The sequence below is a fragment of the Alloactinosynnema sp. L-07 genome, assembly GCF_900070365.1.
In the GTDB taxonomy this organism is placed as follows: domain Bacteria; phylum Actinomycetota; class Actinomycetes; order Mycobacteriales; family Pseudonocardiaceae; genus Actinokineospora.
In genome coordinates this window covers 4,863,932-4,876,851 of sequence record NZ_LN850107.1, presented here as the reverse complement: position 1 = coordinate 4,876,851, position 12,920 = coordinate 4,863,932, and the positions used below count along the sequence as shown (strand labels likewise).

The window sequence follows — 12,920 nt, the reverse complement described above, 5'->3', positions numbered from 1 at the left end:
CGTGCGGGTGCGGGAGGCAGGCCAGGCGGACTGGGCCCGGATCTGGCCGCTGTGGCACCGGGTGGTGTCGGCGGGCGAGACCTACATGTGGGCGCCGGACACCCCGGAGCAGGCCGCGCGGGCCGCCTGGATGCTGCCCGCGCCCGCCGCGGTGTTCGTCGCCGAGGACGGCGGCGACGTGGTCGGCACGGCGCTGCTCAGGCCCAACCAGCCCGGCCTGGGCGACCACGTGGCCAACGCGGGCTTCATGGTCGACCCGGACCGCGCCGGTGAGGGCATCGGGCGCACCCTGGCCCACCACGTGCTGTCGGCGGCGCGGGGACGGCGGTTCAAGGCGATGCAGTTCAACGCGGTGGTGTCGACCAACGTCGCGGCTGTGGCCCTGTGGAAGTCACTGGGCTTCGAGATCGTCGGCACGGTGCCCGGCGCGTTCCGGCACCCGGACGGGCTGGTCGACATCCACATCATGTACCGGCGGCTGTGAGCGCCTCGTCGGTGAGCCGGTGGACGGTCCACTCGTCCATCGGGATGGCGCCGAGGGATTTGTAGAAGCCGATCGCGGGCTCGTTCCAGTCCAGCACCGACCATTCGAGCCGCTGGTAGCCGCGGTCGACGCACTCTTGCGCCAGCGCCAGCAGCAGCGCCTTGCCCAGTCCGGATCCGCGCTGGGTCGTGCGCACGTAGAGGTCCTCCAGGTAGATCCCGTGCGTGCCGCGCCAGGTGGAGAAGTTCAGGAACCACAGCGCGCAGCCGACGACCTCGCCGTCGACCACCGCGACATGGCCGAACAGCGCGGGCGCGGCGCCGAACAGGGCGGCGTGCAGCTGCTCGGCGGTGAGATGGCAGTCCTGCGGGGCGCGCTCGTACTCGGCGAGCTCGTACACCAGACCGACCACAGCGTCCACATCGGACGGTTCGATTCGGCGGATTCGCGGGTCAGACATGGGTTTCTCCATACGCGGGGACGTTGAGACGCTCGATCTGCGGCACGCCGCGCTCGTCGCCGAGGATGCTCACCCCGGCCGGTTCGAGTCCGAAGTGGACGCCGAACTCGGCCGACTGTCCGATCCAGGAGGAGATGAGCACCCGGCTGAAGTGCCCGTGTCCGATGAGGACCACGTCCTGCCCGATGTCGCGCACCCTGGCGGCGACCTTCGCCGCGCGATCGGTGATGGCCTCGGCGGTCTCGCCGTTGGGGCACGGGTGGGTCCAGACGGTCCAATCGGGGACGGTCTCGCGGATCTGCGGGGTGGTCCGGCCCTCGTAGTCGCCGTAGTCCCACTCGGCGAGGTCCTCGGTGACCTCGTCCACGATCAGCCCGGCCAACTCGGCGGTCCGCACGGCGCGCTTGCGCGGGCTGGAGAGCACGACGGCGGGCCGGTCGCCGCGGAGGTGGCGCAGCAACTCGCCCGCCTTCCGGGCGCCCGCCTCGCCGTCCGGGGTGAGGTCGATGTCGGTGCGGCCGGTGTGTCGACCGGACTCAGACCACTCGGTCTGGCCGTGTCGGAGCAGGTAGAGCATGCCCTGATCCTATGGGGACGCACTTGCCGCCGAATCTACTCACGAGTAGCTTTGGCTCCGTGAGTGCGACGAAGACCTATGCGATGTGGCGGACGCTGGCCGAGCGACCCCTGGGCAACCGCCTGTTCTCGGCCGCGATGTCCCTGCGGGTGCCCTACTTCGGCACCGTCCTGCCCACGGTCGTCGACATGCGCCCGGGTCGCTGCGAGGTCCGGTCGCCGAAGTGGTGGGGCGTGCACAACCACCTCGGCACCTTCCACGCCATCGCCGCCTGCAACCTCGCCGAGGTCGCGATGGGGATGCTGGCCGAGGCGACGGTCCCGGCCAGCCACCGCTGGATCCCCAAGGGCATGACTGTGGACTACGTGGCGAAGGCGAAGTCGAGCCTGCGGGCGGTGGCCGAACTGCCGGTCATTCCCTCGTTCGGGAGTGAGCCGTTCGACCTGCCGGTGCCGGTTTCGATCACGGACAAGGACGGGCTTGAGGTCGTGTCCGCGGTCATCACGATCAAGGTGTCCCCTCAGTAACCGCGGATCCCCACCCGCGTCGCGAGCTTGAGGGACGAGTCTCCTGGCTTGCTGGGCAGGCCGATCCGGTGGTTGATCATCGGGCCGAAGGGGCCGCAGCCAGCGGCTTTCGGCGCGGTGAAGGTGTTGTCGGCGATGGCGAACTTGACCACGAGCGGGTTGGTGGTGACGACCTCGGTGGGGGCGGTTCGCTTGACGACGAACCGGATGGGGTCCTGGTCGGTGCCGATGGTGCAGGTCTTGGGGATGAGCGGTCCGGTGACGGCGAGTTTGAGGTGCAACTCGCCCATGCGCTCGTCGGTGGAGAGAAAGTCGGAGTAGCCCGCGTACTGGAGGCGGGTCTTGAGGCTGGTGCGCGGGATGCGGACCTCTTCTGAGCGGAGTGCGCCGAAGGTTTGGGCGAACTTTCCGTCCTGGGTGCCTTCGGCGAAGGTGAGGCGGAGGGTGCCTAGGTCGAGTTCGGGGAGTCTGCCGAGTTGGAAGGTGCCTTTCGCGGCCATTTCCTCGCAGCGCCAGAGGTTGGGGTCGGCGGCGGCGGGAAGGGTGGGGCAGTCGGCGAAGGTGAACTCTGGGGTGGCTGATGCGGGAGTGGTCATGGCGATGGTCGCGGTCGCTGCGAGCAAGATCACAGTGAGTGGTTTCTTCATGCTTTGAGCTTGGCGGAGCGGGGGACGGTGATCATCGGGGAAGACCCGGGGAGTGGCCCGGAGTCGTCCCGGACAGGGGACGGCCCCCGCGTCCAAGTGTGGATGCGGGGGCCGTTGGACGGACCTTGGGGCTTACGCCTTCTTGGTCTCCCAGAAAATCTTGTCGATCTCGCCGATCAGGTCGAGCAGGGCCTGGCCGGTGGCCGGGTCCATCGAACCCTTGGTGCCACCCGCGCCCGCGGCCTTGGTGGCGCGGTTGAACAGGTCGTGCAGGTCCGGGTACTTCTCGAAGTGCGGGGCCTTGAAGTAGTCGGTCCAGAGAACCCACAGGTGGTGCTTGACGAGCTCGCTGCGGTCCTCGGAGATACGGATCGCGCGGGCGCGGAACTGGGGGTCCTCGTTGTCCTGGTACTTCTTCTGGACCGCCAGCACGGACTCGGCCTCGATGCGGGCCTGGGCCGGGTCGTACACGCCGCAGGGAAGGTCACAGTGGGCGGTGGCCTCCAGGCGAGGCGCGAAGACGCGCGACAGCAGTCGCATTGTTCCTCCAACGGCAAAACAGGGGTGCTCCGACGGATCCGACCCTACTCCCGGCATGCTGGGAGGGCAGGCGGAGGTGATCGTTGAGTCCACTGGGCAGGATGCCGGTCCGACGTGTGGTCGTGCGTGGTCGGTCCATGTCACCCACGCTGTCGGACGGGGACACCGTTCTCGCTGTTCGACGTTCACCGAAAGCCGGTGACGTGGTCCTGGTGACGTGGGTGAGCAGGCCAGGCCAGCTCTCGGTCAAACGGGCCATTCGCCCCGACGGCACCGGCTGGCACGTCGAAGGCGACTTTCCCGAGGCCTCGACCGACTCGCGCGACCTTGGGCCCGCGCGGGTGCACGCGGTCATCCGGTGGCGACTCCGGCCGCGGTTTGGGCGGGTCTAGAGCTAGAGGGCGGCGTAGCGAGCCAGGCAGTCCTCGTAGCGCGGCAGCAGGCCCGCGGCGAGGGCTTCGGCCAGTGTCGGGGCGGCGGCGTCCTTCTCCGACAGGGTGGGTTCGACGTCGGCGGACCATGGCAGCGCCAGCTCCGGGTCCAGGGGGTTGATGCCGTGCTCGGCGCCCGGGTTGTAGCCGGTGGAGCACAGGTAGGAGATCACCGTGTCGTCCTCCAGCGCCATGATGCCGTGGGCCAGGCCCTCCGGGACATACACCGCGCGGAAGTCCAGCGGGTCGAGGCGGACGGAGTCCCACACGCCGAAGGTGGGGGAGCCGACGCGGATGTCGACGACGATGTCCAACAGCGCACCCTGGGAGCAGTGGACGTATTTCGCCTGTCCGGGTGGGACGTCGGCGAAGTGCAGGCCGCGGATCGAGCCGCGTCGGGACTTGCTGTGGTTGGTCTGCGCGACGGTGAGCCGGTGGCCGACCGCATCGAGGAAGACGTCCTCTTGGAACGGCGAGACGAACAAGCCGCGGGAGTCGGGAAAGACCCGTGGGGTGAACTCGAACGCGCCAGGGACCTTGAGTTCTCGTGCCTGCATGGGCGCAGCCTAGTGATCGGTGTCTCGTTCGATTCCGCACGCTCGCGTTGTGACTCTCCGACAGAACCGGCCGGTAAACCAAACCGGACGGACGTCTTGGTAAAACCGCTTCTGACGTGCGGATTTAGTCGCCTTCGATGTGATCCCGACCGCAGACAGGACACACTGGTCCTGTCACACTGTGCGCACCGCAGCGTCCAACGGTCGCCCGCCCACACCCCGGGCAAGCGACCGGAGAACCCAGCCGCCGACCAACTCCGCAGTCCGTCAACGACGCCACCCAGCGCCTGTGCGACCGAGACCAAGCCCGTGTCCGGACTTCGGAGTCACGTCCGGCGATCGCTCGTGCCACCCGAGGCACGAGGCCCAGGAGGGACGCCTTCATGACCGCAGTGAACGACTACCGAGAGACCGCCGTGGACGACTCAGGCCCGATCACCGACGAGGAGATCTTCCGCGCGCATGAGGGCGGCAAGCTCGGCGTCGAGGTGACCAAGCCGCTGGCCGACCCCCGGTCGCTGGCCATCGCCTACACCCCCGGGGTGGCCAAGGTGAGCCGCGCGATCGCCGAGGACGCCACCCTGGCCAAGCGCTACACCTGGGCGGCACGCCTGGTCGCCGTCGTCTCCGACGGCACCGCGGTTCTCGGGCTCGGTGACATCGGCGCGAGCGCCTCGTTGCCGGTCATGGAGGGCAAGGCCGCGCTGTTCAAGACCTTCGGCGGACTCGACTCCATCCCGCTGGTGCTCGACACCACCGACGTCGACGAGATCATCGAGACGCTGGTGCGCCTGCGGCCGTCGTTCGGCGCGGTCAACCTCGAGGACATCTCGGCGCCGCGCTGCTTCGAGCTGGAGGAGCGGCTCATCGAGGCGCTGGACTGCCCGGTCTTCCACGACGACCAGCACGGCACCGCGATCGTGTTGCTCGCCGCGCTGCGCGGGGCCAACACGGTCCTGGGCAAGGACATCGCCAACCAGCGCGTCGTCATCTCCGGCGCGGGCGCCGCGGGTATCGCCTGCGCGAAGATCCTGCTGGCCGCGGGCGTGGGCGACGTGACGCTGCTCGACTCGCGCGGCATCATCCACTCCGGCCGCGACCACCTGAACCCGATCAAGGAGCAGATGGCGGAGGTCACCAATATCGGCGGCCTGCGCGGCGGGCAAGCAGAAGCACTGCGCGATGCCGATGTGTTCGTCGGGCTGTCGTCCGGCACGGTGCCCGAGGAACTGATCGCCACCATGGGCAAGGACTCGATCGTCTTCGCGCTGTCGAACCCCGACCCGGAGATCCACCCGGACATCGCGGGCAAGTACGCCTCGATCGTGGCCACCGGGCGCAGCGACTTCCCGAACCAGATCAACAACGTGCTCGCCTTCCCCGGCATCTTCCGCGGCGCGCTGGACTCCGGTGCCCGGCGCATCACCGAGCGGATGAAGCTGGCCGCCGCGGACGCCATCGCCGCGGTCGCCGAGGACGACCTGGCCGTCGACAAGATCGTGCCGAGTGCGCTCGATCCGCGGGTCGCGCCCGAGGTCGCGGCGGCTGTCGCACGGGCGGCGAAGGAGGACGGGGTAGCCTGAGGGCCGGCGGGATGCTCGGCACGGTGCCCACCCGCCTACTAAGGGTGGAGGGATCGCGCCGTGGCCGAGCATGTCGTGCGCGTCGGGCTACCCGGGGTCGTGCCGACCAGCGGTCTTGACGTCGACGCTGGTCGGATCCTCGCCCCGGATTTGGCCGGGCCGGTCGCGCCCAACGGCATGGTCGACGCCGTCGCCGAACGTGCTTTGTTACTGGAGGCCCAGCGGATAGCCCGGCTGGGCAGTTGGACCTTCGACTTCGCCACTGGCTCGGGTTACCTCTCCGACGGCCTGTGCAGGCTGTGCGGGCTGTCGCCGCGCAGCACCCTGGACGAGCTGATCGCGCTCGTGCACCCCGACGACGTGCCCGCGCTCAACCGCTTCCGCGCGCGCTTGGTCGCCCACCGCTCGTCCCAGCCGATCGAGCTGGAGGTGCGCGACCTTGCCTGTGAACGGACCTACCTGGTCCGGGCCAGAACCGAGTGTGACGCGGGCGGCAAGCCGACGCGGGTGCACGGCACGGTCCAGGACTTCACCAAGTTCCGCGCGATGGAACGCCAGCTCAGCCAGGACGGCAGGCTCTTCCGCGAGGCGCAGCGGGTGGCCCGGCTGGGCACCTGGGAGTGGAACACCGAGACCAACGAGTGCCTGTGGTCGTCGATGCTCTACGAACTGGGCGGCGTCGAGCCGGGGACGAAGATCACCTACGCCGACTACCTGGAGCTGGTCCACCCCGACGACCGCGGCTGGGTAGACCAGCGCTGGCAGGAGCTGGCCGCGACCCGCAGGCCCGTTGAGTGCGAGCATCGGGTGATCCGGCCGGACGGCAAGCGCCGCGTGTTCCGCATCCGCGGTGAGGCCGCGGGCGCCGACCAGGGCGACGCGGTCATGATCGGCACCGCCCAGGACGTCACCGAGCAGCGCTCCACCGAGACGCGGATGCAGCGATCCAGCAAGCGTTTCACCGACCTGGTGGCGATCACCCCGGTCGGCATCGCCCTGTTCGACGACGCCGAGCGCCTGGTCGACGCCAACGACGCGCTGTGTTCGCTGCTGGGCATGGACCTCGACCGGCTGCGCGGGATGACAGCCGACCAGCTCACCCACCCCGACGACCGCGACGCCAAGCGGCACGGGACGCACTCGTTCCACAGTGGACAGCGGGTCCTCAGCACCGCCGCGGGCAAGCCGGTCTACTGCGAACTCAACGCCACCATCTCGGTCGCCGACGACGGCAAGCGGTTCTGGCTGGTCGTCTTCGCCGACGTCACCGACCGTCGCCGCACCGCAGAGCGCCTGCGTTACCAGGCCACCCACGACGAGCTGACCGGCCTGCCGGGTCGCGCCGCGGTCAAGGAGTTGCTGGCCAAGCTGCTCGGCGGGCGTGACTACGAGCGGATCGCGCTGCTGTTCTGCGACGTCGACAACTTCAAGCGGGTCAACGACTCCCTCGGTCACGACGTCGGCGACGAACTCATCACCGCCTTGGCCCGCAGGCTCGAACGCGGCCTGCCGCCCAGCTGCACCGTGGCCCGCATGTCCGGCGACGAGTACGTGGTCATCTGCTCCGACGTCGACGAGGTCGGCGGCGTCGAGGCGCTGGCCAACCTGGCCGCCAAACTCCTGCGCACCGCGGTGCCGGTCCGCGGCCAGCTGCTGCGGGTCTCGGCCTGCATCGGCGCGGCGGTGCCCTCCGGCTCGGAGACCAGCGGTGCCGACCTGCTGCGCTACGCCGACGCGGCGATGTTCGCCGCCAAGGAACGCGGCACCGGCCGGGTCTCGCTGGCCAGCGACGCGCTGATCGCCTCGGCCAACAGCCAGATGCTCCTCGAAGGCCAGCTGCGCGAGGCCATCGCCAACGACCAGCTCGTCCTGCACTACCAGCCGGTGGTCGGCCCGGACGGCACCGTGCTCTCGGCCGAGGCCCTGGTGCGCTGGCCACACCCGGAACGCGGCCTGCTGCTGCCCGGCGAGTTCCTCCCGGTCGCCGAACAGGGCGACCTGCTCGGCGAACTCGACCGCTGGGTCCTGCGCGCGGCGCTCACCGAGGCCGCCGAGTGGCCGCAGATGACCGGCGGCACCCTCGGCGGCGGCGTGGCCATCGCGGTCAACCTGGCCGGTCTGGTGCCGGGTGACCCGGAGTTCGTCGAGGTGGTCACCGCCACCGTCGCCGCGACCGGGATCGCGTGGGACCGGGTGGTGCTCGAACTGGTCGAGACCAGCCTTATCGACCTGCCCTCCCGCAGCCGCGAAGCCATGGGCGAGCTGGTCGAGCGGGGCGTGCGATTCGCCGTGGACGACTTCGGCACCGGCTATTCGTCGCTGGCCCGGCTCAAGGAACTGCCCGCCCAGATCATCAAGATCGACCGCCGCTTCGTCTCCGGCGTGGCCACCGACGCCTCCGACTTCGCCGTCGCCCGCGCCCTGGTCGACATGGCCCGCGCGATGGGCCGCAGCTGCGTTGCCGAGGGCGTCGAGAACGCCACCCAGTTCCACGTCCTGCGCGGGGTCGGCGTCGACGCCTATCAGGGCTGGCTGCTCTCCCGCCCGCTGCCCGCGCGCGATTTCCGCGAAATGATGAAACTCGGGCCGGTGCACATCCCCAGCGGGACGTGACCAGGGCCATTGATCCGTCTGTGACGTGCTTCGAGAGCCGTCGCCTTGGGGTGGCCCGCGGTGCGTGCGGGTCGGTGTGAGATGTTCCTGGAGACCTGACACGGCCAGGGAACTGGGGACCTGCCATGTGGATCTCTTCGCGCGCGCTGCTACGCCGGTGGTCGGTGCTGGCGCTTGTTGCGCTCTTGCTGGCCGGGTGCACCAGCCAGATCAGCGGGGACGCACGCCCCTACGGCGATGTCGCCGCGGCGTCGGCTCGGTTGGCAAGCGCGCGGGCCGCACTGGGTGAGTTGCGTTCGCTGGACTACTGCACGCTGCTGGGAGGGGACGGACCCGGTCGCACCGTGGATGGCGACCAACTGGTCCGGGGCATGGACTTCTGTGCGACCTTTGGACTGTCGGCGGGTGCCCGCGTGGAAGTGATGGTCGGCCCTGTCCACGTCCGCCCGAAGTTGCCCGACCATCAGTTGCGGGCATTGGACCAACTGCCGCCTCCGCTGCGGGTCAACCGTCCCTACACCAAGTCCGACGGGTCCTGCGAGATCCTGTTGGCGTTCCCCGGCAAGGAACTGCTGCGCTTCCGCGCCCGCCATGTCGGTGATGAGCGGCCGCCACCGACGGAGCAACTGTGCGACCTGGCCGAGTCGACGCTTCGACACGCGGTGGAGCGCATGGGTGCGGGCGAGGTGGGTCACGTGACCCATGGACCAAAGTCACTTGGTTTGGTCGACGCCTGCTCATTGCTGACCAAAGACGAACTCGCGGCGGTGTTCTACACCGCCGAGGCGGCAAGGCCCAGTCCGACCGGACACCATTGCCAGTGGGTCGAGAGTGACGTGCTCGAGTTCCACAAGGTCGACATCTACCTTGACCGAGAAGGGATCCTGCCCGCGCCGGACAATCGGTCGGTCGTGAAGGAGACCATCGCGGGTCGCGAGTCGTATGTGCTGGAGGAAGCCGACGACAGGAATACCTATTGCTCAGTGTGGGCAGCGCACAAGGCAGACGAACAGCCGCTGGTCGAGGCGGCCAAGCTGGTGGTCACCGACGGCAACAACGCGTTGGGCGCGTGTGCGGTGGCGCGGCGGTTGGCTGGGCTTGCCTGGGCCCGGTTGCCCGCTCTCTGACCGCCTACCGCGCGCGGAGGATCGCGGTGATGCGGTGGCGGGGGAGGTCGATGAGCCGTGAGCCCAGGTCTGCCTCATCCGGCCACAAGTCGGCTACCCGCTGCTTGGCTTCCCGCTTGGTCAGGTCGGGGTCAGCCTTGATCAGGGCTTCCCTCCAGACATTGCCGAGCTTTCCGTGGGCCCGCCGCAGCAGTTCGGCGCGAACTCCGTCGCCGTCGACAGGTTCGGCGATGACGACCGCGTGCTTGCCGTCGGGGGTGCTGCGGTGGAACGTGAGCCGGTATTTCCCATCCACCAGGTCCCGCAACGCCACCTGGCCGCGTTGGTCGGCGATGTCCGGGTGGTTGTTGCCGACCAGCGCGCCGACGCGGACCGGGGGACCGGCGAGCAGGGTCCTGGCCAGCCACGGGCCTGGGTCGGCGGTCAAGTCGTAGGCCACGGGCTTCGTCGCCCGGACCGGCTCCGACCAGCCGGGATGCCGGGTCTCCGGCTGTTCGGCGCCGTCGCCGCGGGTCAGTCTGAGCAGGGTGGCGACGGCGGCCGGGTCGGTCCCGGCGGCCTCCACGGACTGCGGGCCGTGGGTGTAGATGGCGGTGCCCGCGTCCCGGACGGACTCGGCGAGTTTGGCCGAGCGCGCGGTCGGCTGCAGCACATACAGGTCGCTCGCGCTGCCGACGGCCTGGGCACCGAGGTAGCGGTTGAAGCCGGGCAGCACCGCCTCGAACACCAGGCCCAGCCGCAGGACCTCCTGCTGCACCTTCAATCCGAGGGCCGGGTTGCGCTCGCTGTAGCCGTAGGCGACGACGATCCGGCCGTCCGGGCTCCGCAGGGACTCCACGGCGCGCGCGAGGAACAGGCGCATGCCCTCGGGGGTGTACGGCGGGTCGGTGAAGACCAGATCAGCTTCCAGCGGGGGCAGGCCGAAGCGGAAGTCGGCGTGCAGGCAGCGGATGTTCAGGCCGCGCGCCTTGGCGGTGGTGTCGATGTACTCCAGCAGCGCCTCGTCGAGGTCGACCACGGTCGCGCTGAGTTCGGGCCGCGCGGTGCAGGCGGCCAGGGCGGTCAGGTCGTGGTCGCCGACGCAGACCAGGTGCGCGCCGGGCAGGTAGTACGTCTCGTCCAGCCACTCGGCCCGGCGGACCATCGTGTCCAGATCGGCTTGGACGTGGTCCAGCGCGCGCTGCGGGGCGGGGACGCCCGCGAGGTATCCGGCGAGGGTGTCCCGCAGGTCGGCGGGGGTGGGCAGGGCGGCGAGGAGAGCCGGGTCCACCTCGGCCGACCAGCTGTCGTCGTCGCGGGTGGCGCCCGCGGCGGCCAGCAGTTCCTCGACCGTGCGGCGGGGCACCGCCGCGGTTCGGACCAGCACGTCCAGCGGTCGCGGACCCGCGCTGAGCAGGGTCAGCACGTGACGCAGGGGGCGGGAGTGCACACCGCGGTCGGTAAGGAACGTCGCGAGGGAGTCGGCCACAACCCGGAGAGCCTACGGAACCGGCTGTCCACCAGGGGGCAATAGGGGGCCTCACATCGTGGAACGCCCTGCCGGTGTCAGCCGTTCGGGTTAGGGTCGAACGATCAACGGCTGGCAAGGAGCCGTTCCACCCGAGGGGCTTCGAGTGATCGAGTTCCAGGCCGTGACCAAGCAGTACGACGACGGAACGGTCGCGGTCGACAGTCTCTCCCTGACCATCGACGCCGGGCGGATCACCGTCTTCGTGGGACCGTCGGGCTGCGGCAAGACGACGTCGCTGCGCATGATCAACCGGATGATCGACGCCACGTCCGGTGCGATCCTGCTCGACGGCAAGGACATCCGCGGCAGGCACCCGGCCGAGCTGCGCCGCGGCATCGGCTATGTCATCCAGCACGCGGGCCTGTTCCCGCACCGGACGGTCCTCGACAACGTCGCCACGGTCCCGGTGTTGACCGGCGTGTCGAAGTCGTTGGCGCGCAAGCGGGCCGCTGAGCTGCTGGAACGCGTGGGTCTGCCCGTCGAGCTCGGCAAGCGCTACCCGGCGCAACTGTCCGGTGGCCAGCAGCAGCGCGTCGGCGTGGCCAGGGCGCTGGCCGCCGACCCGCCCGTCCTGCTGATGGACGAGCCGTTCAGCGCCGTCGACCCGATCGTGCGCGAAGAGCTTCAGGACGAGCTGCTGCGGCTCCAGTCCGACCTCGGCAAGACGATCGTGTTCGTCACCCACGACATCGACGAGGCCATCAAGCTCGGCGACAAGGTCGCCGTGCTGCGGGTCGGCGGCAGGCTCGCCCAGTACGCCACACCCGCGGAGCTGCTGGCCAAGCCGGTGGACGACTTCGTCGCGTCGTTCGTCGGCCGCGACCGCGGCTACCGCGCGCTTGGTTTCCTTTCCGCGCAAGGGGTTCCGGTCGGACCGGTCGCCACGGTCCCACTCGGCGCCGACGTCGAGCAGGCGCGTTCGAGCCTGGACAACGGCTGGGCCGTGGTCGTGGACGAGATGGGCAAGCCGCTCGGCTGGGTGTCCGACCAGTCTCTGTCCATTGTGGATGGAACGGTCGGCCGATCCGACCTGGTGTCGGGTGGTTCGCTGTTCGACGTCGGGTCCGGATCACTGCGCACGGCCTTGGACGCCGCGCTCAGTTCGCCCGCCGCGCTGGGCATCGCCGTCGACGCCGACGGCGCCGTGGTGGGCGGGGTGGTGGCCGACACCGTCCTCAAGGAACTCGCCGACGCCCGCCGCTCGGGCGAGGTGCCGACGTGATCTGGGTCTTCGACCACCTCGCTGAGCTGCTGTCGCTCAGCGGCTATCACCTCTGGCTGGCGCTCCTGCCGCTGGCCGTCGGCCTGCTGATCGCGCTCCCGCTGGGCTGGGTCGCCAGCCGGTACCACTGGGCGCGGGTGATCCTGGTGCCCGCCGCCGGCCTGCTCTACACGATCCCGTCGCTGGCCCTGTTCGTGCTGATGCCGCTGGTCCTGGGCACCCTGATCCTCGACCCGCTCAACGTCCAGATCGCGCTGACCCTCTACACCGTCGCGCTGCTGGTCCGGGTCGTGGCCGACGCGCTCGCCGCCGTGCCCGCGACGGTCGCCGCGGCCGCCACCGCCATGGGCTATCGCCCGGTGGGCCGGTTCTTCGCCGTCGACCTGCCGCTGGCGCTGCCCGTGCTGCTCGCCGGGGTGCGCGTGGCCGCGGTGTCGAACATCAGCCTGGTGAGTGTCGGCTCGCTGATCGGGGTGCACGGCCTCGGCCAGGCGCTAACCGAGGGATTTCAGCGCGACAACTACGCCCAGATCATCGCCGGGATCGTGTTGATCGTGCTGCTGGCGCTGGCCATCGACGCGATCCTGGTGCTGGTCGGGCGGGTCATGACGCCATGGGCGCGGATCGGGGGTCGGCGCTGAC

14 protein-coding genes are annotated in these 12,920 nt (G+C 69.8%); 8 read left to right on the top strand and 6 right to left on the bottom strand.

The window, feature by feature from the left end:
* Nucleotide 1: 1 nt before the first annotated feature.
* Nucleotides 2–484 (top strand): GNAT family N-acetyltransferase, encoded by a 483-nt coding sequence (locus BN1701_RS21725; protein ID WP_054051685.1) that lies wholly within the window; start codon nucleotides 2–4, stop codon nucleotides 482–484.
* Here BN1701_RS21725 and BN1701_RS21720 read toward each other — a convergent pair.
* The gene (locus BN1701_RS21720; RefSeq protein ID WP_054051683.1) at nucleotides 465–944 is read right to left on the bottom strand and encodes a GNAT family N-acetyltransferase; all 480 of its coding nucleotides are present in this window, start codon (nucleotides 942–944) and stop codon (nucleotides 465–467) included. The genes BN1701_RS21725 and BN1701_RS21720 overlap by 20 nt on opposite strands.
* Nucleotides 937–1,521 carry an acid phosphatase gene (locus tag BN1701_RS21715; protein WP_054051681.1) on the bottom strand — a complete coding sequence of 195 codons (585 nt, stop codon included), beginning with the start codon at nucleotides 1,519–1,521 and terminating at the stop codon, nucleotides 937–939. The genes BN1701_RS21720 and BN1701_RS21715 overlap by 8 nt, the downstream gene beginning before the upstream one ends.
* A gap of 83 nt (nucleotides 1,522–1,604) precedes the next feature.
* Here BN1701_RS21715 and BN1701_RS21710 point away from each other — a divergent pair, with 83 nt between their 5' ends.
* Entirely contained in the window at nucleotides 1,605–2,048 is a 444-nt protein-coding gene (locus BN1701_RS21710; protein ID WP_369800679.1) for a hotdog fold domain-containing protein, read from the top strand.
* Here the strand turns inward: BN1701_RS21710 and BN1701_RS21705 are convergent.
* Nucleotides 2,042–2,695 (bottom strand): hypothetical protein, encoded by a 654-nt coding sequence (locus BN1701_RS21705; protein WP_054051677.1) that lies wholly within the window; start codon nucleotides 2,693–2,695, stop codon nucleotides 2,042–2,044. The genes BN1701_RS21710 and BN1701_RS21705 overlap by 7 nt on opposite strands.
* A 132-nt stretch (nucleotides 2,696–2,827) precedes the next feature.
* A complete protein-coding gene (gene sodN / locus BN1701_RS21700; protein WP_197672243.1) occupies nucleotides 2,828–3,229 on the bottom strand; it encodes a superoxide dismutase, Ni in 402 nt (133 codons plus the stop codon).
* 107 nt (nucleotides 3,230–3,336) lie between these two features.
* On the opposite strand from sodN, the gene BN1701_RS21695 reads away from it, so the two are divergent.
* Nucleotides 3,337–3,627, top strand: coding sequence for a S26 family signal peptidase (locus tag BN1701_RS21695; RefSeq protein WP_054051673.1), 291 nt, complete (start codon nucleotides 3,337–3,339; stop codon nucleotides 3,625–3,627).
* Between the two features lie 2 nt (nucleotides 3,628–3,629).
* Here BN1701_RS21695 and BN1701_RS21690 read toward each other — a convergent pair whose 3' ends face one another.
* The gene (locus tag BN1701_RS21690) at nucleotides 3,630–4,223 is read right to left on the bottom strand and encodes a dTDP-4-dehydrorhamnose 3,5-epimerase family protein (protein ID WP_054051671.1); all 594 of its coding nucleotides are present in this window, start codon (nucleotides 4,221–4,223) and stop codon (nucleotides 3,630–3,632) included.
* A gap of 383 nt (nucleotides 4,224–4,606) precedes the next feature.
* On the opposite strand from BN1701_RS21690, the gene BN1701_RS21685 reads away from it, so the two are divergent.
* The 3 genes from BN1701_RS21685 to BN1701_RS21675 all read left to right on the top strand — a co-directional run bounded on the left by BN1701_RS21685 (nucleotide 4,607) and on the right by BN1701_RS21675 (nucleotide 9,546).
* Nucleotides 4,607–5,806: an NADP-dependent malic enzyme gene (locus tag BN1701_RS21685; RefSeq protein ID WP_054051669.1), complete on the top strand. Its 1,200-nt coding sequence runs from the start codon at nucleotides 4,607–4,609 to the stop codon at nucleotides 5,804–5,806.
* A gap of 60 nt (nucleotides 5,807–5,866) precedes the next feature.
* A complete protein-coding gene (locus BN1701_RS21680; protein ID WP_082859978.1) occupies nucleotides 5,867–8,419 on the top strand; it encodes an EAL domain-containing protein in 2,553 nt (850 codons plus the stop codon).
* Between the two features lie 125 nt (nucleotides 8,420–8,544).
* Nucleotides 8,545–9,546 carry a DUF3558 family protein gene (locus tag BN1701_RS21675; RefSeq protein WP_054051667.1) on the top strand — a complete coding sequence of 334 codons (1,002 nt, stop codon included), beginning with the start codon at nucleotides 8,545–8,547 and terminating at the stop codon, nucleotides 9,544–9,546.
* Nucleotides 9,547–9,550: 4 nt separating this feature from the next.
* On the opposite strand, the gene BN1701_RS21670 is transcribed toward BN1701_RS21675, so the two are convergent.
* Complete coding sequence (locus BN1701_RS21670) at nucleotides 9,551–11,014, bottom strand: bis-aminopropyl spermidine synthase family protein (protein ID WP_054051665.1); 1,464 nt, start codon at nucleotides 11,012–11,014, stop codon at nucleotides 9,551–9,553.
* A gap of 145 nt (nucleotides 11,015–11,159) precedes the next feature.
* On the opposite strand from BN1701_RS21670, the gene BN1701_RS21665 reads away from it, so the two are divergent.
* Together BN1701_RS21665 and BN1701_RS21660 are read left to right on the top strand one after the other, a co-directional pair.
* A complete protein-coding gene (locus BN1701_RS21665) occupies nucleotides 11,160–12,278 on the top strand; it encodes an ABC transporter ATP-binding protein (RefSeq protein ID WP_054051663.1) in 1,119 nt (372 codons plus the stop codon).
* Nucleotides 12,275–12,919 carry an ABC transporter permease gene (locus tag BN1701_RS21660; RefSeq protein ID WP_054051661.1) on the top strand — a complete coding sequence of 215 codons (645 nt, stop codon included), beginning with the start codon at nucleotides 12,275–12,277 and terminating at the stop codon, nucleotides 12,917–12,919. Before BN1701_RS21665 ends, BN1701_RS21660 begins: the two co-directional genes overlap by 4 nt.
* Nucleotide 12,920 lies beyond the last annotated feature (1 nt).

Coding starts and splice junctions, on each gene's coding strand:
- BN1701_RS21685 (WP_054051669.1), top strand. CDS start 4,607: ATGACCGCAGTGAACGACTACCGAGAGACCGCCGTGGACGACTCAGGC.
- BN1701_RS21695 (WP_054051673.1), top strand. CDS start 3,337: ATGCCGGTCCGACGTGTGGTCGTGCGTGGTCGGTCCATGTCACCCACG.
- BN1701_RS21710 (WP_369800679.1), top strand. CDS start 1,605: ATGTGGCGGACGCTGGCCGAGCGACCCCTGGGCAACCGCCTGTTCTCG.
- BN1701_RS21715 (WP_054051681.1), bottom strand. CDS start 1,521: ATGCTCTACCTGCTCCGACACGGCCAGACCGAGTGGTCTGAGTCCGGT.
- BN1701_RS21720 (WP_054051683.1), bottom strand. CDS start 944: ATGTCTGACCCGCGAATCCGCCGAATCGAACCGTCCGATGTGGACGCT.
- BN1701_RS21705 (WP_054051677.1), bottom strand. CDS start 2,695: ATGAAGAAACCACTCACTGTGATCTTGCTCGCAGCGACCGCGACCATC.
- BN1701_RS21690 (WP_054051671.1), bottom strand. CDS start 4,223: ATGCAGGCACGAGAACTCAAGGTCCCTGGCGCGTTCGAGTTCACCCCA.
- BN1701_RS21675 (WP_054051667.1), top strand. CDS start 8,545: ATGTGGATCTCTTCGCGCGCGCTGCTACGCCGGTGGTCGGTGCTGGCG.